17 protein-coding genes are annotated in these 19,804 nt (G+C 43.9%); 8 read left to right on the forward strand and 9 right to left on the reverse strand.

From position 1 onward, the window contains the following. The first annotated feature begins 207 nt into the window (after positions 1-207). Positions 208-456 (forward strand): YciN family protein, encoded by a 249-nt coding sequence (locus SNR28_RS19685; RefSeq protein ID WP_375750298.1) that lies wholly within the window; start codon positions 208-210, stop codon positions 454-456. Positions 457-562: 106 nt separating this feature from the next. On the opposite strand, the gene aroA is transcribed toward SNR28_RS19685, so the two are convergent. Next, positions 563-1,843, reverse strand: coding sequence for a 3-phosphoshikimate 1-carboxyvinyltransferase (gene aroA, locus SNR28_RS19690; RefSeq protein ID WP_375750299.1), 1,281 nt, complete (start codon positions 1,841-1,843; stop codon positions 563-565). Between the two features lie 185 nt (positions 1,844-2,028). Between aroA and aat the strand changes: the two genes are divergently transcribed. The 3 genes from aat (at position 2,029) to infA (ending at position 3,744) form a co-directional block, all read left to right on the forward strand. Beyond that, a complete protein-coding gene (aat, locus tag SNR28_RS19695; RefSeq protein ID WP_375750300.1) occupies positions 2,029-2,757 on the forward strand; it encodes a leucyl/phenylalanyl-tRNA--protein transferase in 729 nt (242 codons plus the stop codon). Then, entirely contained in the window at positions 2,747-3,445 is a 699-nt protein-coding gene (locus tag SNR28_RS19700; protein ID WP_375750302.1) for an arginyltransferase, read from the forward strand. The genes aat and SNR28_RS19700 overlap by 11 nt, the downstream gene beginning before the upstream one ends. Positions 3,446-3,525: 80 nt before the next feature. Continuing rightward, the gene (gene infA, locus SNR28_RS19705; protein ID WP_001040192.1) at positions 3,526-3,744 is read left to right on the forward strand and encodes a translation initiation factor IF-1; all 219 of its coding nucleotides are present in this window, start codon (positions 3,526-3,528) and stop codon (positions 3,742-3,744) included. A gap of 218 nt (positions 3,745-3,962) precedes the next feature. Here the strand turns inward: infA and clpA are convergent, their stop codons facing one another. Then, positions 3,963-6,236: an ATP-dependent Clp protease ATP-binding subunit ClpA gene (clpA, locus tag SNR28_RS19710; RefSeq protein ID WP_375750304.1), complete on the reverse strand. Its 2,274-nt coding sequence runs from the start codon at positions 6,234-6,236 to the stop codon at positions 3,963-3,965. Between the two features lie 42 nt (positions 6,237-6,278). Beyond that, positions 6,279-6,599 (reverse strand): ATP-dependent Clp protease adapter ClpS, encoded by a 321-nt coding sequence (clpS, locus tag SNR28_RS19715; RefSeq protein ID WP_375750306.1) that lies wholly within the window; start codon positions 6,597-6,599, stop codon positions 6,279-6,281. Between the two features lie 454 nt (positions 6,600-7,053). Between clpS and cspD the strand changes: the two genes are divergently transcribed. Next, positions 7,054-7,275, forward strand: a complete 222-nt coding sequence (gene cspD / locus SNR28_RS19720) for a cold shock domain-containing protein CspD (RefSeq protein ID WP_375750307.1) — start codon at positions 7,054-7,056, stop codon at positions 7,273-7,275. Between the two features lie 91 nt (positions 7,276-7,366). On the opposite strand, the gene SNR28_RS19725 is transcribed toward cspD, so the two are convergent. Further along, positions 7,367-9,595 (reverse strand): NADP-dependent isocitrate dehydrogenase, encoded by a 2,229-nt coding sequence (locus SNR28_RS19725; protein ID WP_375750309.1) that lies wholly within the window; start codon positions 9,593-9,595, stop codon positions 7,367-7,369. Positions 9,596-9,935: 340 nt separating this feature from the next. On the opposite strand from SNR28_RS19725, the gene SNR28_RS19730 reads away from it, so the two are divergent. Then, a complete protein-coding gene (locus tag SNR28_RS19730) occupies positions 9,936-10,613 on the forward strand; it encodes a pseudouridine synthase (protein WP_375750311.1) in 678 nt (225 codons plus the stop codon). Positions 10,614-10,682: 69 nt separating this feature from the next. Here the strand turns inward: SNR28_RS19730 and SNR28_RS19735 are convergent, their stop codons facing one another. After that, positions 10,683-12,800 (reverse strand): methyl-accepting chemotaxis protein, encoded by a 2,118-nt coding sequence (locus tag SNR28_RS19735; RefSeq protein WP_375750313.1) that lies wholly within the window; start codon positions 12,798-12,800, stop codon positions 10,683-10,685. A gap of 317 nt (positions 12,801-13,117) precedes the next feature. On the opposite strand from SNR28_RS19735, the gene xthA reads away from it, so the two are divergent. Continuing rightward, entirely contained in the window at positions 13,118-13,924 is an 807-nt protein-coding gene (gene xthA / locus SNR28_RS19740) for an exodeoxyribonuclease III (protein ID WP_375750315.1), read from the forward strand. Between the two features lie 51 nt (positions 13,925-13,975). On the opposite strand, the gene SNR28_RS19745 is transcribed toward xthA, so the two are convergent. The 4 genes from SNR28_RS19745 to SNR28_RS19760 all read right to left on the reverse strand — a co-directional run bounded on the left by SNR28_RS19745 (position 13,976) and on the right by SNR28_RS19760 (position 17,236). After that, on the reverse strand, positions 13,976-14,653 hold the full coding sequence (locus SNR28_RS19745) for an ABC transporter permease (RefSeq protein ID WP_375750317.1): 678 nt from the start codon (positions 14,651-14,653) through the stop codon (positions 13,976-13,978). Positions 14,654-14,655: 2 nt separating this feature from the next. Then, complete coding sequence (locus SNR28_RS19750; protein ID WP_375750318.1) at positions 14,656-15,396, reverse strand: ABC transporter permease; 741 nt, start codon at positions 15,394-15,396, stop codon at positions 14,656-14,658. 141 nt (positions 15,397-15,537) lie between these two features. Continuing rightward, positions 15,538-16,305, reverse strand: a complete 768-nt coding sequence (locus SNR28_RS19755) for an ABC transporter substrate-binding protein (RefSeq protein WP_375750320.1) — start codon at positions 16,303-16,305, stop codon at positions 15,538-15,540. A 160-nt stretch (positions 16,306-16,465) separates the two neighbouring features. Beyond that, positions 16,466-17,236 (reverse strand): ABC transporter ATP-binding protein, encoded by a 771-nt coding sequence (locus SNR28_RS19760; protein ID WP_375750321.1) that lies wholly within the window; start codon positions 17,234-17,236, stop codon positions 16,466-16,468. A gap of 845 nt (positions 17,237-18,081) precedes the next feature. On the opposite strand from SNR28_RS19760, the gene SNR28_RS19765 reads away from it, so the two are divergent. Continuing rightward, positions 18,082-19,629: a DUF3360 family protein gene (locus SNR28_RS19765; protein ID WP_375750323.1), complete on the forward strand. Its 1,548-nt coding sequence runs from the start codon at positions 18,082-18,084 to the stop codon at positions 19,627-19,629. Positions 19,630-19,804 lie beyond the last annotated feature (175 nt).

Genomic DNA, 19,804 nt, shown 5'->3' on the forward strand with positions numbered 1-19,804 from the left:
TTAAGATGCAGCGTTAAACTCTGCATTTTGAGGTCACTCGAACATAAGCCGCACATATTAATCACGCTGACTCATAAACGCATAACTGCTCTGCTGGTATTTCTGGTGCAGGTCACAAAACGCTGTCCCGCACTGACTGCATAAAAAGTTGAAAATTCGCTTTTTAGGAATAAACTGTCCGGCATTATTAAAGTGTAGGTAATCGAAATGAGCGAAAGAAAAACCATCTCAGAATTTGAACTTCTTCTGATAGCGAATCAGATAATCCTGGAACACGAAGACTATATAGAGGGAATGAGAGCGGAAACCGTCGAAGAAAAAGACGACGTTTTAGTATTTAAAGGAAACTACTTCCTTGACGACAATGGTTTGCCGACACCAAAAACCACCGCCGTATTTAATATGTTTAAGTATCTGGCACACCACCTATCGAAAGAGTTTACTCTGGAAAGCTAAGTACAATGTGCTAAAGGCTGTGGGAACAAGCCCCCAAGTTTCCGTCATTCAGGAATGACAGCTATACAAAAAAGAGTTCCCGAAGGAACTCTTTTTAAATCAACAACTACTTACTCAGACCTTTCAGCTTGTCGAAGTAATCCGGGAAGGTTTTCGACGTGCACTTAGGGTCGTTGATTGTCACTGGCGTATCGCTTAATGCTACCAGAGAGAAACACATCGCCATACGGTGATCATCGTAAGTATCAATGGCGGCATGTTTTAGCTCTTTAGTCGGAGTGACAATAATGTAGTCCTCACCCTCTTCCACTTCAGCGCCAACCTTGCGAAGTTCCGTTGCCATTGCAGCAAGACGATCCGTCTCCTTCACCCGCCAGTTGTATACATTACGAATCGCCGTGGTACCTTCAGCAAACAGGGCAGCCGTAGCAATCGTCATCGCTGCATCCGGGATATGGTTAAAGTCCATATCAATCGCTTTTAGCTCACCACGGCGAGAGATAACGTAGTCATCACCCCATTCAATTTCAGCACCCATTTTTTCCAGTGCATCAGCGAATTGAACATCACCCTGAATACTGTTTTTACCAATACCCGTTACTTTGATCTCACCGCCTTTAATTGCTGCAGCAGCAAGGAAGTAAGATGCTGATGACGCATCACCTTCAACAAGGAAATCACCCGGAGCAACATAGCTTTGTCCCGTTGGGATAACAAACTCAGCGTAGTCGTTGTTGATAACGTCAACGCCAAACTGTTTCATGATGTGCAGTGTAATATCGATGTATGGTTTAGAGACCAGTTCACCTTCGATTTTGATCTTCACTTCGCCTTCAGCAAGCGGAGCGGACATCAAGAAGGCCGTTAGGAACTGGCTAGAGATAGAACCGTCGATAGATACCGTACCTGATTTCAGGCCTGTACCTCTGATTTTAAGCGGTGGATAGTTTTCGTTTTCCAGATACTCGACATCTGCACCCGCATCTCTTAGAGCAGCCACAAGGTGTCCTATTGGACGCTCCTTCATGCGCGGTTCACCGGTAAGCACGTACTCACCTTCACCCAAACAAAGCGCAGCTGCCAGCGGTCTCATTGCCGTACCAGCGTTACCGAGAAATAGCTCCAGAGCTTCTTGCGCAGCAAATGGCTTACCTAAACCATTCACTTCACATACTGTTTTGTCTTCAGACAGTTGATAAGAAACACCAAGCTTGGTTAATGCATTAAGCATATGACGAATATCGTCACTATCGAGTAGGTTCGTCAGGCGAGTCGTCCCTTTCGCCAAAGCGGCCAGCAAAAGCGCACGATTGGATACACTTTTCGAACCCGGAAGATTGATTTCACCATTAACCTGATGAATCGGTTGTAACGTTAAGCTTTCCATTTAAAACTTATTATCCTTGAGGTGCTCGCTAGGTAGGTTTGGTTGCGCGAGCCTTTTAATTCTTCGTACATGCAGACTAACTAAAAATAATAGCTAAGGCTAGTGCTAATCCTGATTCCCTTAATAGGTGCTCTTTGGTATATACTGATTAGAGCTGTTAAAAAATAAGTTGTTACTGCTTTTCTATGACCATCTATCTACCAGAATTAGACTCCTACTCTCTCGCTTTCCCTGCTGCTAATGACGCACTAAAGGATCCTAATGGCCTGCTGGCGATGGGTGGAGACTTAAGACCAGAAAGGTTACTGGCAGCGTATAATCAGGGAATATTCCCTTGGTATAGCCCTCATGAACCCATTTTATGGTGGAGTCCCTCTCCCAGAGCGGTATTACAACCAAGTACTTTCAGACCATCCCGAAGCCTGAAACGATACTTTAGAAAATTTGGATATAAGGTCAGTATCAATAAGGCTACCAAAGAAGTAATTAGGCTGTGTGCAGACTTAAGGCCCGAAGAAGAAACCTGGATTGGACCTGACATGCTCTCTGCTTACCAAAAACTGAGTGAGTTAGGCCAATGTCATTCCATTGAAGTCTGGGAAGACGAAAAGCTAATTGGTGGCATGTATGGCATTGCTGTAGGCGCTATCTTCTGTGGTGAATCCATGTTTAGTAAAAAAAGTAACGCGTCTAAAATTGCGTTATGGAAGTTCTGTGAACACTTCACCGCTTGTGGTGGCGAACTGCTAGACTGTCAGATATTAAACCCACACACGGAATCTTTAGGTGCCACAGAAGTATCGCGACAGGCGTATCTTGAACATCTGGGTAACTTTAAAGATAAAACCATTGATTCAAAGTGTTTTAATACTCAGTGGTTAACGGAGGTTGAGGAGACAAATCATGATTCCTGAGACCCAGCAGATAAAAATCGGACTATCGACAACCAACCCTTGCAACTATCTTGAGCGAGAAGAGGAGAGAGTAGCGGTTGCTCTGGACCAGGCGATTCACTGTAATCAAGGCTATGAGCTTCTTCTTGCAAACGGTTTTAGGCGTAGTGGTGGAACTATCTATACACCTCACTGCCCTTCTTGCAATAAGTGCCAGGCCATACGGTTGTCTATTTCGGATCTCCAGTTAACAAAAAGTCAAAAGCGACTCGTCAGTAAAGCATCTCATCTTCGTTGGGAGCTGAAAAATGAAATGGACGAGAACTGGTTCGATCTTTACAGCGATTACATCACCAAGCGACATAGCACTGGTTCTATGTACCCACCTAAAAAAGATGAATTTTTCCAGTTTGCTACCTGTGAATGGCTAAACACTCAATTTTTGCATGTTTATGATGCTGATAAGCTGATATTAATTGCGATTACTGATGTGATGGACAAATGTGCCAGCGCCTTCTATACATTTTTCGACCCTGATTATCCGCTCTCCCTTGGTACACTTGGCGTTCTGTATCAAACAGCTTATTGTAAACAGACAGCAAAACAGTGGCTTTATCTTGGGTACCAAATCGACGAATGCGCTGCGATGAACTACAAAGTACGCTTTCATCGTCATCAAAGGCTAGTAAATCACCGTTGGCAAGGGTAGAATACGCCCCAACTTTTATTTTATTCCCGTTTAACGGAGTTTATTCCGTTAACTATTGCCAAATTTCTAAAGAGGATTAAATGGCTAAAGAAGACGTAATTGAAATGCAAGGCACTGTCCTTGATACTCTGCCAAACACAATGTTCCGCGTTGAACTAGAAAACGGCCACGTAGTAACTGCACACATCTCAGGTAAGATGCGTAAGAACTACATCCGTATTCTTACTGGTGACAAAGTAACTGTAGAGATGACTCCATACGACCTTTCTAAAGGCCGCATCGTCTTCCGTGCTCGTTAATCTATAAAAGATTCTCTGAACACAAAAAAACGGAGCTATATGCTCCGTTTTTTATTGCTTTCAATAGTCAGTAAGGACATTTGCAGGATGTACTCTATTCCATGAACCGCCCTATACTAGGTTCGGATGTTACTCTCCACTTTCGAGATGGCATGTTCATTACATAGAGCACAACCAGCAAACATCAAAAGCTCGCCATGTACACTCGCTTGTAGTGATTAATGAACGGCTTCTTCCTCTGCATTGAGGTAGTGAAACTCTAGTTCATCTTTGCCAAGATCGACCTTCACAGTACCGCCATTAACTAAAGAACCAAACAGCAACTCGTTAGCAAGTGGCTTCTTAACACTCTCCTGAATCACACGGCCCATTGGACGTGCCCCCATAGACTTGTCATAGCCTTTCTTAGCTAACCAATGACGAGCGTCTTCTGAAACCTCCAGAGACACGCCACGTGCATCCAACTGCGCTTGTAGTTCAACAATGAACTTATCCACGACCTGATGAATAACCTGCTCATCCAGACTGTTAAACCAGATGATGTTGTCCAGACGGTTTCTAAACTCTGGTGTAAACACCTTCTTGATTTCAGACATCGCGTCGTGGCTGTGATCCTGCTGAATCAGACCAATCGACTTCTTAACGGTTTCTGCCACACCAGCGTTGGTGGTCATAACCAGAATTACGTTTCGGAAGTCAGCTTTGCGACCATTGTTGTCTGTTAGCGTACCGTTATCCATTACCTGTAGAAGCAGGTTAAAGATATCTGGATGCGCTTTTTCAATCTCATCTAGTAGTACAACTGCGTGTGGATGTTTGATAACAGCATCGGTTAATAAGCCACCCTGATCGTAACCAACATAACCTGGAGGAGCACCGATTAAACGGCTCACAGAGTGACGCTCTCCATACTCAGACATATCAAAGCGCAAGAGCTCGATACCCATAAGTTTAGCTAACTGCACGGTAACTTCTGTTTTACCGACGCCCGTTGGACCCGCAAATAGGAATGAACCAACTGGCTTATTCTCTTCACCTAGTCCGGCACGAGTCAGCTTGATCGCCTCTGACAATGCATCAATGGCATCGTCCTGCCCAAACACCAGCATCTTCATCTTGTCATCAAGAGACTTAAGTACATCTTTATCTGAAGACGAGACCGATTTTTCAGGAATTCGCGCCATCTTAGCTACCATAGCTTCGATATCACCAACACCAACGGTTTTCTTACGCTTGCTCGCAGGAGCCAGACGGCTTCTGGCACCGGCTTCATCTATTACATCAATCGCCTTATCAGGAAGGTGTCTCTCGTTGATGTACTTAGCGGATAGCTCTACTGCGGCACGCAATGCCTTGTTGGTATAGCGCACTTCGTGGTGAGCTTCATACTTAGGCTTAAGACCGATAAGGATCTTAGTGGTGTCATCCAGAGATGGCTCAACAACGTCAATCTTCTGGAAACGACGAGACAATGCTCTCTCCTTCTCGAAGATATTGCTGTATTCCTGGTATGTGGTCGAACCGATACAACGAAGTTTACCGCTACTTAGCAATGGTTTGATAAGGTTTGCCGCATCAACTTGTCCACCAGACGCAGCACCCGCACCGATGATGGTATGAATTTCATCGATAAACAGAATCGCATCTTCTTCTTTCTCTAATTGCTTAAGAATCGCCTTGAATCGCTTCTCAAAGTCACCACGATATTTTGTACCGGCAAGCAGTGAGCCAATATCCAGAGAATAAATCACGCTGCTCTTGATAACTTCCGGTACCTGACCTTCAACAATTCTCCAGGCCAAACCCTCAGCGATGGCTGTTTTACCTACACCTGCCTCACCAACTAGAAGTGGGTTGTTCTTTCTACGACGGCAAAGTACCTGAATCGTGCGCTCAAGCTCTTTATCACGGCCAATTAGCGGGTCAATATGGCCTTGTTTCGCTACCTGGTTTAGATTGGTTGCAAAGCTTTCAAGGCGCTCTTCTGCCGGAACGTCTTCTGGTGTATTTTCGTTTCCAAATACATCGGAAGATGAGTCTTCTTCATCACTGTTAGAAGCCTTAGTGATACCGTGAGAAATATAGTTAACAATATCCAAGCGGCTAATATCGTGCTTCTTAAGAAGGTAAGCGGCATGAGATTCTTGTTCACTAAAAATAGCGACAAGAACGTTGGCTCCGGAAACTTCATTGCGGCCGGAAGACTGCACATGAAAGACCGCGCGTTGTAAAACTCGCTGGAAGCTCAATGTTGGCTGAGTTTCTCTTGTTTCGTCGTTTTCAGGAATAAGTGGGGTGGTTTGATCGATAAAAGTATCGAGTTCTGTTTTTAGGGTTTCGACATCAGCATTGCATGCTTTTAGTGTGTCTCTCGCAGCCTGATTGTCCAGAAGTGCTAACAACAAATGCTCAACCGTCATAAACTCGTGTCGTTTATCACGGGCTCTGGCAAATGCGCCATTCAAGCTCGTCTCTAATTCTTTGTTAAGCATAAATACCTCCCCAATGAACGGCCTCTAATGTGATATTCAGGTTTATGCTTGCTCCATCGTACACAGCAACGGGTGTTCGTTTTCCCTTGAATACGTGGTTACCTGCATCACTTTTGTTTCCGCGATTTCAGCAGAATACGTTCCGCAAATCGCTTTTCCTTCATAGTGAACTTTCAACATTATCTGGGTCGCTTTCTCAAGATCCATCGAGAAGAATCGCTCCAGAATGTCAATTACAAAATCCATGGGTGTATAGTCGTCGTTATTTAGTACGACGTTGTACATCGATGGCGGTTTAACTTTTGTCTTTTCCAGCTCCAACAAATCGGAGTCTGGTGTTATCCACTCGTACGGTTTACTCATTTTCTACTTCAACTGGTTGAAAAGTTATCTGTTGTACTATTCTCAAGTACTTACAATCCAATTTACCCTATTTCGTCTTAGTAAGCTAAAAATAACTTTTCTTTAACTTACAGACTAATGCACTAATTGTATCCCTGCAAATCAAACATTACCATCCTGGAAAAATTTACACCTAAACGCTCAAAACCTAACCATAAAGTCGACCGTTCGTGCACGTTTCATAAGTTTGCACAATAGATCACAAAGTTAGCATTTTGTTAATCTCAAAACTGAATTCTTTAGAAATATGTTGAATTTTCGGTTTCGCAGCTATTGACTGCTTTACTCTATTGGCTAAATTGTGTGCGTAGTGATTAAAAGTTTGGCAGCGTCTGAATGAATATTCACTAGCAGTTGGTCGGTTAGATAAACCGACGGTGACAACATCAGTTTAAAATGCAGAAGGATGTAACGCATGGCTACAGGTACAGTTAAGTGGTTCAACAACGCTAAAGGTTTTGGCTTTATCTGCCCAGAGGGTGAAGACGGTGATATTTTCGCTCACTACTCTACTATCCAGATGGATGGATACAGAACGCTAAAAGCAGGACAGCAGGTAAATTACGAAGTTGAACAAGGCCCGAAAGGATACCACGCAAGCTCAGTGGTTCCTGTGGAAGGCCAGCCAGCTAAATAACGCTGCCAATAAAATATATAAACAGCAGATATGAAAGAACCCGCCATTTGGCGGGTTCTTAGTTTTGGAGTATTTACTATTACTCGAGGCCTTACGCCATATCAATAATCGCGTTCAGCGTTGCACTTGGACGCATTAGTGCTGATGCAAGCGAGTCTACTGGAGCATAGTAACCGCCTAGCTCACCTTTCACACCTTGAGCATCATTCAGTTCTTTAACAATGACATCTTCGTTAGCGGCCATCTTCTCTGCGATTGGTGCGAACTGCTCGGCAAGAACGGCATCTTCCGTTTGCGCTGCAAGCGCTTCTGCCCAGTATGTTGCAAGATAGAAATGACTACCACGGTTATCCAGCTCATTGACCTTACGAGATGGTGACTTGTTTTCGTCAAGGAACTTACCTGTCGCAGTATCAAGCGCATCAGCTAATACTTTCGCCTTCGCATTACCTGAAACAATACTTAGGTGTTCCAGAGAAGCCGCGAGTGCCAGGAACTCACCCAGAGAATCCCAACGCAGGTGATTTTCTTTCTCTACCTGCTGTACGTGCTTAGGTGCGGAACCACCAGCACCGGTTTCAAACAGGCCGCCACCATTCATAAGCGGAACGATAGAGAGCATCTTCGCAGATGTACCCAGTTCAAGAATTGGGAATAAGTCTGTCAGGTAGTCACGCAGAACGTTACCTGTTACAGAAATAGTATCTTCACCATCTTTCATGCGAACTAGTGAAAACTGTGTTGCTTCGACTGGTGCAAGGATCTTGATTTCCAGACCATCAGTATCAAACTGAGGCAGGTAAGCATTAACTTTCTTGATAAGCTCCGCATCATGAGCACGGTTTTCGTCCAGCCAGAATACCGCCGGAGATCCTGTAGCACGAGCACGGGTAACCGCAAGCTTAACCCAGTCTAGAATCGGTGCATCTTTAACCTGACACATACGGAAGATATCACCTTCCTCAACGTCCTGTTCAATCAGAATTGAACCCGATACATCGACTACTCGAACTTTACCCGCGTCAGACAGGATAAATGTTTTATCGTGAGAGCCGTATTCTTCTGCTTTCTGAGCCATCAGGCCAACGTTAGGTACCGTACCCATAGTTGTTGGATCGAATGCGCCATTCTCTTTACAGAACTCGATAACAGTCTGATATACACCCGCGTAGCTGCGATCAGGAATCATAGCTTTCGTGTCTTTCTGCTTGCCATCTGGGCCCCACATTTGGCCAGAAGCACGAATCATAGCCGGCATAGATGCATCGACAATAATGTCAGATGGTACATGTAAGTTTGTGATACCACGGTCAGAGTCAACCATTGCTAGTGGTGGCTGAGTCTCATAGACCGCCTGAAGTGCAGCTTCAATCTCTTCTTTTTGATCCTGAGGAAGTGAAGCGATCTTCGCGTATACATCACCGATGCCGTTATTTACGTCTACGCCAAGCTCTTCGAACAATTCACCGTACTTAGCAAACACATCTTTGTAGTAAACCTTAACAGCATGGCCGAAGATAACCGGATCCGATACCTTCATCATGGTCGCTTTCATATGTAGTGAAAGCAGGACATCTTGTTCTTTGGCTTCTGCAATCTGAGCATCAAAGAAGCTGACTAGTGCCGCTTTGTTCATTACAGCGGCATCAATGATTTCTTTGTCCTGAAGAGCAAAGCTATCTTTGAGTACTTCGACGCTGCCGTCTTGTTTTGCAAACTCGATTGTCACCTCTGTGGCGCCATCGATAGTCACTGATTTCTCGCTTCCGAAGAAATCACTTCCGTCCATGCTGGAAACATGAGATTTGGAATCAGAAGCCCAAGAACCCATTGAATGCGGGTTTTTCTTTGCGTAGTTCTTAACAGAAGCAGGTGCGCGACGGTCTGAGTTACCTTCACGCAGAACCGGGTTCACCGCACTACCTTTAATCTTGTCATAAACAGCCTGAACTTCTCGCTCTTCTGCATTAGAAGGCTCTTCAGGATAATCAGGAAGTGCATACCCTTTTTCCTGAAGCTCTTTGATTGCTGCTTTTAACTGTGGAATAGAAGCTGAAATGTTTGGAAGCTTGATGATGTTTGCTTCCGGTGTCTTTGCCAACTCGCCCAGTTCCGTCAGAGCATCTCCAATTCTTTGTTCTTTAGACAGGAACTCCGGGAAGTTTGCAATAATTCGTCCTGCAAGTGAAATGTCACGAGTATCTACATCAATACCAGATGAGGAAGTAAAAGCGCGGATAATCGGTAGTAATGAGTGCGTTGCTAACGCCGGGGCTTCATCGGTAATGGTATAAATAATAGTTGGATTTTTATTAGGCATGAAATTTCCCTATTTAACTTACAGGCTAGGTTTGGATGCATATTGCCTGTATTGGTTTAACGTCTGCGAATTACCGTTACATCCTTATGAAATCAGCAAACGCCTTAGTACTATGCAACCTCCTCTTCGCTGCAAACGTACTTTCCTGCACATAAAATTAAACAATCGAGCCTTGTTAGTCTATCATTCTGTGCATATTTCCTGTTTCCAGCCCCAAATGTCCGAAAAGCGAACAATAAATGATGGTTGCATGGAAAGCAGGCGCGCAAATCATAGCGTAAAACACTAATCGTTAAAACATTATTAAACACTTTGTTTACATTTTTGTAGGGTAGTTAACATGCCATCACGTTCAACGGAAACGTCTGGAAGACGCTCTCGACCGTCTAAATCCAACCGTTTTAAACAAAACTCAGTGAATAAAGGGAGCTACAGAAGAAAAAGTAAAGTTACGCCTAAAAAGATCATCTCCCCTGAAGAACGAAAGGTCATTCTGTTTAATAAACCTTACGACACTCTGAGTCAGTTCACAGATGATTCTGGCAGAAAGACACTCGCGGATTTCATCACTGAAAAAGAAGTATACGCTGCAGGCAGGCTCGATCGCGACAGCGAAGGACTCATGATACTCACTAACGATGGAATACTTCAGGCAAAACTCACTCAGCCTAAGTCTAAATCTCCGAAAACATATTGGGTACAGGTGGAAGGGGCTCCGAGTGAAAGTGATTTAGAGAAGCTACGCAAAGGTGTTGAACTAAAAAACGGAATGACGCTCCCAGCGGAGGTTGAAGTTATGCCAGAGCCCGACATTTGGGAGCGAAATCCCCCGGTTCGTTTCCGAGCGTCAATCCCAACAACCTGGCTTTCTATCACCATCATAGAAGGCAGGAACCGTCAGGTGCGTAGAATGACAGCCAATATTGGCTTCCCGACATTACGCCTGATTCGCTACGCTATGGGCGGACAAACGATCGGTTCATTGCAGCCTGGCGAATGGAAAGAAATAAACATGTGATTAAAACATCGGCTCCCTTAATTGAGGGAGCCGATATTGTTCAGTTTTACGTCCAATCGCTCGTAATTTTTACACCTTGAACTGATTGACCAAAGCTTGCTGTTCCGAGGAAAGCGTTGCTATCTCTCGACCAACACTCTCAGATGATTCTGCTTGTTTAAGAATCTGACCACTCAAGTCTCTGATATTCACAACGCTCTGATTCACTTCTGCAGCAACAGCTTGCTGCTCCTCTGCCGCGCGCGCTATCTGACTGTTCATATCATTGATTTCAGCGATTGACTCGAACACATCATGTAACTGAGAAACCGCATTTTTAACCTGTTCAGAGGTATCAATCGCCAGTTTGTTACCACTATCTATCGCCTCTACAACATCGCGGGTACCAGATTGAACTTTACCTATAACATCACGAATCTCTGAAACTGAATCTTGAGTCCGGCTGGCCAAGTTTCGTACCTCATCAGCAACAACAGCAAAGCCACGACCTTGTTCCCCTGCCCTTGCAGCTTCAATAGCCGCGTTCAGAGCAAGCAAGTTAGTTTGTTCGGAAATACCCTCAATAACTTCCAAAATTTCGGTAATGGAAGTGTTGTTCTCCGCAAGTTCATTCACCACAGGAACCGCTTCACTCATTCTTTCAACCAGCTTATCCATCTCTGCTGCTGATTGTTCGATAACAGTTTGCCCTCTTGTCGCAGCGTCACTCGCCTTATTAGCGGCACCCACTGCAAGCTCCGTGTTTTGATAAACAGTACCGGATGTCTGAGTCATCTCCTCCGACGCAGTGGCGACTAAGTCCACTTCTTTAAATTGTGCCTCACTGCTGCTTCTGGTCACAGCTGCCGCTTCTTCTGCCTGGCTTGTGGTATTCGCCACAGAATTTGTTGTTTCAACTATCTTTCTGATCGTCCCCTGAAGTTTATCAAGGAACAAGTTAAATCCTTTCGATAACTGCCCTACTTCATCTTCCGACTTCACTTCCAACCGCTGAGTCAGATCTCCTTCCCCAGAAGCGATATCGTTCAAACGTGCGACCACTTCTTTGATTGGCTTAACCAGATTCAACGATGCTAACCAGATTATCACCAGGCCGATAAGAACAAAGACAAGGCCTGCTGTCACTTCAGTCGTAACACCTTTGCTGATTTGCTCCGTAATCACGGTATCCAGGGTAATTGCATCTCTTAGAACCTCATCACGAGGCATCTCCAAAAGTACACCCCACTTTTTACCAGCTATCACCACAGGCGTATAAACTAATAACCACTGTTCATCATTACTCCAAACCGTTTTGGTTTCACTGCTGCCAATCAGGCTGTTCAACTCACTGGCAGAAACATTCGGACTCTGATAATCAGCTCCAACTTCAAGTGAGCTATCATCAGAAGTGATTAACATACCTGTTTCAGTGAGCACCGAAACATTACCTGTTCCACCAAACAGTTTGTTGTCCGTCTCAGCGACAATCACATCAAATCTGTCCAGCTTTATATCGATACCCAAAACACCAATCACGTTTTCATCTTTGTGTATCGGGAAAGTAATTGAGGTGGTCAGCTTGCTGGTTTCGCCAAAATCACTGAATTTGGGTGTGGAGATACAAACTGATTCAGTTTTAAATGGGCAGACAAAACGTTCCGAATTAATTGGATCTTCCATCGTTGCTTCGTACACAACGTTTGGCAAAACATCTGTACCGTCTAAAGACATAGCCCAGTATGTTGCAAAACGCCCAACTTCATTCGAGCCTACATAGTCGGCATGGTGATAGTTGGCATCTTCACCATCTAGCGCATCCCTTTTATATACAAGGTATGCGCCTTGTATCGTGTCGAACTTCTCAACCATTCCTCTAATAGACTCATCCAGAGAAGTACGTAAATCTTCACTTGGCGTAAAGTTATCTTCCGCTGTTCTTTGTAAAAATATGGCGGTTTCCACCATAACTTCCGCTCTGTGGTAAGCCTCTTCAAGGTATTGAACAGATTCCGTCGCGTTTAGTGCGGCACGACTTTGTAACAATTGCTGAGATTTATCTATTACAGACTCTGAGCTATAAGTCTTAATAGTGCTTTGATTGTTAAGTGCACTGTAAATAGAAAAACCAATCAGGAGGCCAGAAGTTAGTATCAGGCATAAACCTGATAACAAAGTTATCTTCCAATGAACTGATAGAGAACGCATTTCAATTCCTTTTAGGCGCTGTGTATTATTAGTAATTTTAGAACTTTATTGACGTAACGCATTATAAAACCGATATCGGCAGAGTTCTGCTTTACTGTAAAGGTTTACATTAAAATGTTAATGACAATCACATTTTTAACGAAAATCGAAAACAGCCGTAGAAAACAACAATAGCCTAAGCATTAAAATGAGCTAATTAGAAAGTTTTGTTTTAGCTTGTAAGCATTCGGTCAAAATGAATTTTGCACTCTTAAGCCTTGTATGGAACATTGCAAACCACTAGCATGCTGTAGAGCTCAATAAAAAAGGGACAAATAGTGAAAGTTATCTCCTTCAATATAAATGGTTTACGTGCAAGGCTTCACCAACTTCAGGCGCTAATAGACAAACATCAGCCGGACGTCATTGGTCTTCAGGAAATCAAAGTACACGATGATGCATTTCCTGTGGAAGATGTCGAAGCGATGGGCTACAAGGTATATTTCCATGGGCAAAAAGCGCACTACGGTGTTGCTATGTTATGCAAAAAAGAGCCTGTATCGGTCCAAAAAGGATTTCCAACCGACAACGAAGATCATCAGAAGCGTATGATTATGGCCACCTTCGAGGACGAAAATGGCGAAAAAGTTACGGTACTAAATGGGTACTTCCCTCAGGGTGACAACATCGCGCATGAAACAAAATATCCGTATAAGAGACAGTTCTATAAAGATTTGATGACTTACCTAAATGATCACCACTCTAATGACGAGCAACTTATCGTGATGGGTGACATCAACATCAGCCCTATTGATGCAGATATCGGTATTGGTGAGCCAAATAGAAAACGTTGGCTAAAGACCGGAAAATGTTCATTCCAGCCTGAAGAAAGGGAATGGCTTAAAACACTAACCGATTGGGGCTTTGAAGATACCTTCCGCAAGCTACAACCAGAAGTAACAGACAGATTCTCTTGGTTTGATTATCGCTCTCGTGGCTTTGACGACAATAGAGGCCTACGAATTGATGTAATTCTGGCTACCCCAAAACTTGCTGCCAAATGTGTTGAGTCGGATATCGATTATGAGTTAAGAGGTATTGAAAAGCCTTCAGACCATGCACCAATCTGGTCAACATTCAAGTAATAGCCTTTCTCCACTAGTTACCACGCAGATGCGTGGTAACTAAAAACAGATTCAACTTAACGGCTTAAGGTAAGCCAGAAACTTCTTCTCGGCCTGTTTGAAACACCAAAGAATAATAAAGGTCAGTCCCATATAGAACATGCCGGCAGTCAGGAAAGACTCGAACGGAGCGTAGTAACGAGAGTTTACCAAACGAGCTGCGCCAGTAAGGTCCAGAATAGTCACAATACCTGCCACAGCAGAACCGTGCAGCATAAACACTGCTTCATTACTGTACGCTGGCAACGCTCGTCTGAGCGCACTCGGCAAAATAATACGTCGGTATGTCATCGGCGTGCTCATACCATATGCTTTTGCCGCTTCAACTTCGCCTTTTGGCAAACCATTAATCGCACCACGGATTATTTCTGCGGTATAAGCAGAAGTGTTAAGCACAAACGCCACGAGCGCACAGAACCATGCGTTTTCCCAAAGTGTATCCTTTACAGCAATAAACTGATCCATTCCGTAGTAGATCAGGTAAAGCTGCACCAGCAACGGCGTGCCACGGAAAAAGTAGATATAGGCCCAAGATGGAAGCATCAGCAGGTAATTACTGCTATTGCGGGCAATCGCCAGAGGAATCGCTATCATCAACCCGATAACCAAAGACAAAGCAACCAGCCAGGTTGTCGTCCATAAACCATCAAGGTAGATAGGGAAACTTTCTATAACCAGAGTAAAGTCCATATTTACCTCGTATGAATGCTAAATTTGCGTTCAACCAGTTTGAGCATACCGGTAGAGACAGCAGTGAAGAATAGGAAGATAACCGATACCGCCATATAGAAGGTAAATGGCATTTTGGTTGAGCCCGCCGCCAGTGAACCTACACGAACCATATCTTCAAGACCGATGATAGAGACCAGAGCCGTCGTCTTTAAAAGTACCAGCCAGTTGTTACCAAAACCAGGTAACGCATGACGAATCATCTGTGGCAGCAGAATACGACGAAAAGCCAGAGGACCGCTCATGCCATAAGCTTTCGCTGCTTCCATTTCGCCAGCATCAACAGCCATGATCGCACCACGAAAAGTTTCGGCCATATAAGCACCAAATATAAAACCAATGGTCAAGATGCCCGCTATGAACGGACTAACATCGATATAATCGGGTAGATAGGACGTCCACTCATGATCGGGATTCGATGAGGTCATCCACTCATTTAACCACTCATTTATTGAGTAGAGGCTATTGTTCAGAAGTATCTGGCCACCATAAAAAATCAGCATCATCAGTACCAAATCCGGTATCCCGCGTATGATGGTGGTATAAAGTGTCGCTATCGCCCTTGCCCAGCGATAGGGTGCTAGTTTCGCTAATGCACCAGCCATACCCAGAACAACGGCCAACAATAGCGATAGCAATGCCACCTCAATTGTCAACACTGCACCTTTTAGTATTGAGGCTTCGTATCCCTGTAAATCAAACATCCTAATCCCTTGTTTTCCAGCACAACTTTCGCTGAATTATTAAACATACAGCTCTGATAGTTTTAATTTGAACTGCATGTTGAATAATTAAAAAGGCGGCCTGTGGTGCCGCCCTTTTCAAAGCGAGTTCGAATCGAACGATTAGTCGCCGTATACGTCGTAGTTGAAGTACTTAGCCTGAATCTTCTGGTAAGTACCGTCTGCGCGTAGTGCTTTGATTGCAGCATCCAGTTTCGCAGTCAGATCTTTGTCTTGCTTACGTACTGCGATACCCATACCTTCGCCAAACCACTTAGGATCAGTGAGTGAAGGACCAACAAACTCGTATGCGTCACCGCCAGCCTGGTTGATTACACCTTCTTCAAGAGCTGATGCATCGCCAAGTACCGCAGCGATACGACCATTGCCAAGGTCAAGGTACGCTTCATCGAAAGAACCGTAACGAACAATTTCTACATTCTTGTAGTTATCAGTCAGGTATTTATCGTGAGTAGTCGCACGCTGAACACCAATCTTCACACCATCCAGCTTATCAAAGTCAATGCCAGCACCTTTTTTAGCAATAAACTTATTAGGGATCAGAGCGTATTTACCAGTGAAGTCTACTTTTTTCTTACGCTCTTCAGTAATAGACATTGCAGCGATAATTGCATCGTACTTACGTGCAAGCAGTGAAGGAATGATACCGTCCCAATCTTGAGGAACGATCTTACATTTCACCTTCATTTCTTCACAAAGTGCGTTAGCCATATCAACGTCGAAGCCGCTAAGAGAGCCATCTGCCTCAGTTTTACTAAATGGAGGATATGCGCCTTCGATGCCAAAGCGTACCACTTTCCAATCCTTTGCCTGTGCTACACCAGATAATGCTGTCGCAGCAATTGTCGCTGCCAGTAACCACTTCTTCATTTCCATACTCCTGATTAAATCAAGCTCTGAGTTTCAAGCCCTGAGCTCTGGGAACGGTTCCCTGTTTGTTAACTATTATTGTGTTTGTGTTGTGTTTGCTAATGTATAGCTTTTTGTTTCGATACCCTGGTAGGGTTTGCTAACCAGAGGTCCAAAACATTTAATAAATAGATGAAATAAACTGCTGTAATCTTTCCGATTCAGGATTGGTAAACAGTTTTTCAGGGTCACCCTGCTCCTCTACCAAACCCTGATGAAGGAACATAACGTGATTAGATACATCACGGGCAAAGGCCATCTCGTGAGTCACGACAAGCATTGTTCGTCCTTCCTGAGCAAGATCCTGCATTACACCTAACACTTCTCCAACTAATTCGGGGTCAAGCGCTGATGTAGGTTCATCAAAAAGCATCACTTCCGGATCAACAGCCAATGCACGCGCAATAGCCGCACGTTGCTGTTGACCACCAGACAAATGCCCTGGGTAATAATCTTTTCTTTCGTACAAGCCAACTTTTTGCAGAAGTTGTTTCGCGTTTTCAATTGCCTGTGCTTTTGGAACACCCAGAACATGCACCGGAGCTTCAATCACGTTTTCCAATACGGTCATGTGTGACCAAAGATTGAATCCCTGAAAAACCATCGCTAAACGGGAACGAATGCGTTGTACCTGTTTTTCATTTACAGGAACCGACTCGCCTGAACGATTTTGCTTCATCTGAATCAGTTCGCCATTCACCCAGATTTCACCAGCGGTTGGTGTCTCAAGTAAGTTGATACAGCGGAGAAAGGTACTTTTACCAGAACCGGAAGATCCGATAATAGAGATAACGTCGCCTTTATGGGCTTCTAGCGATATCCCTTTTAATACTTCGTTCTGACCAAATGTTTTATGAAGATCTTTAATGTCTAGCGCGGCGACATCATTCATGCGCTACTACTCCCTGTATTCACTCTGTGGTGGGTCCACATTAGGTGTGGAGCCAGTTTGTTGGCCCCCGAGGTACTCCGACCTCTGTATTTATTTCATACAACCTAGCATCACCAAAAGGAACATGCAACAAATTATTAACCATAATGCATACAATATATAACCTATACTTCTGCATTTGTATTCAGAAACAGACTATATAACTAATGAAAGTTGAATAAAACAGCATGCCTAAGAATATTTCCGATACTAAAAAGTAGCAAATTCGTTAATAAACTCCATTTGAAACGCGATCTGTAGAATCAATAACTAAATACCCATCAATCAACAACCATGATCCACCCAAAGCAATCCATATGACGGAACAATATCATTTGCTGATAATATGCTTAATTGCTCAAAATACGTGCAGGCAAACGTTAAATTCACTCAGTCACCGAAAAATGGTTACTTAGAAATCAACATTTTGGACAATTTTTCACCTGAACTACGTTTTTTCTGACAAAGATCATATTAACAAAAGTAAAACTAACGAATTCTATCGGGGTAAATTTACTGAAAGATGGTTACAAAAAGTACGAGTACAGGACAAACAGTCTCTATGTTTTCTGTAGTTTTCTTTCACAAATATTTATAAAGTGATCGAGATCAATCACCCGGTTTAGGTAGATTGATAGACTCATCCGCCAAGATTTATATCGCGAATAGAACACCTTTTAGGTCATATAAACTACATTTAAACACATTATATATGTGTTACATTTGGGCCTAGATGCTGTATCGGAAACGATTTCGCGTTGATGACACATAAAATTCAAAATTCTAACTTTATATATGAGGAATCTATGTCAGACGTAGTCAATAACGACCGCTCAGATATCGAGACCAAGAGCTACTCAGAGCTTCACCGCCCTGCATCTGAGTTCTCTAGCCGCTCTGATTACCTAGACCACGAACTTCAAATCATGAAGCCTCGTCGCTTTGGCCTTAACCTGCCAGGACGCGATTTCCGCTTTGAGCTTGAAGATTTCGTACCAGCAATTGCCGGTACAATCGGTATTATCGCGATGTACTCTGCAGTAATGATGGCTTGGGCTGCAGGTCTTACTGAAAAGTGGGATCACGTTAACCTTGATGTCGCTTGGGCAATCGAAGTTTCTCGTGTAGAGATGCTTATCCCTGCTCTGCTATTCTGTGTTCTGGCATCCGGTTTTATTAACCCAAGAGCAAACCTTGCGGGTAACCACGGCCCGATGATTCCAATGATTTTCGTTATCGCTATGGCGGGTGCTCACCCTCTTGCGCTGGCAATTCTAATTGGTGTATTTGGTCTTATTCTTAGTGCTGTAAAAGGTGGTTCAAGACTCGTTAACCTCACCAGTGAGGGTGTAGCGGGTGGCTTGCTCGTATTTCTCGGATTTACAGGCTCGATGAGCCAGATCAACTCTTTGATCGGCTGGGCAAATGGTCTCAGCAGCGAAGCTGAAGGCGTTGTTGCAGGTGACATGGGTTATGTGGCTCTAATCGTTCTTGGCATCACTATCGTCACTTACGCAGTTTTAGCTAAGCTTGGCAAACGCTGGCTGGCAATTCCTTTATGTGCCGTTACTGGTTTCGTTGTTGCAATGGTATCTGGTGCAGGTTTCGACCTTGTGTTCACTACGGAGCCTGGGCTACCTAACCTGAACCCTGTTTACTGGTGGGGCTCAACTGAAACAGGTTGGCAGCTAGGTCTTCCAAACGTTCAGCACTTCATTGCTTCTCTACCGTTTGCAATTCTTGCTGTAGCAATGTGGTCTCCTGACTTCCTTGGTCACCGTATCTTCCAGGAACTGAACTACCCTAAAGGTACAGAGAAAGTACTGATGGACGTTGATGACACTATGACTATGTGTTCTATCCGTCAGATGGTAGGTACTGCAGTTGGTGGTGGTAACATCACATCTTCTTGGGGTACATACATGATCCCAGCAGCAATCGCTAAGCGTCCTATCCCTGGTGGTGCAATTCTGCTAGGTTCACTGGTTATCATCATTGCTATCGTGGGCTACCCGATGGATGCAGCGGTATGGCCTCCAGTAATGCGCGTTGCGCTACTGGTTGGTGTTGCACTGCCTCTACTTGAAGCTGGTATGCAGATGATTAAAGACGCAAAAGACTCTCAGTCTGCTGGTATCTGTGTATTTGCCGCTATGGTAACGAACCCTGTTCTTGCATGGGCACTAACGATGCTACTAGACAACAACGGCCTGATCGGTGACAAAGAGCGTCCAGGAAAACTAAGTACGCTAGACCGTATCATCATCCCAAGTGTTGTTCTGGTTATCTGTCTTGCGGCTATGCTTGCAGTAGGCATGCTAGAAAGTAAGTTTGGTATTCCAGCTCTGCTATAATTATCACAAAAATGGGCAGTACTTGATCGTACTGCCCTTTTTTTATATATTTTTTTTAAAAATTGCAGTATTATTTGAGTCAGAGCTTGAAAGACTCAAAAAAAGTTACAATATCTATATCTAAGAAAAGAGACATCTTGCATATAGATATTGTTATTTAATTAAAGAGTGTACT

It is taken from the genome of Vibrio iocasae, from assembly GCF_042245395.1.
GTDB lineage: Bacteria > Pseudomonadota > Gammaproteobacteria > Enterobacterales > Vibrionaceae > Vibrio > Vibrio iocasae.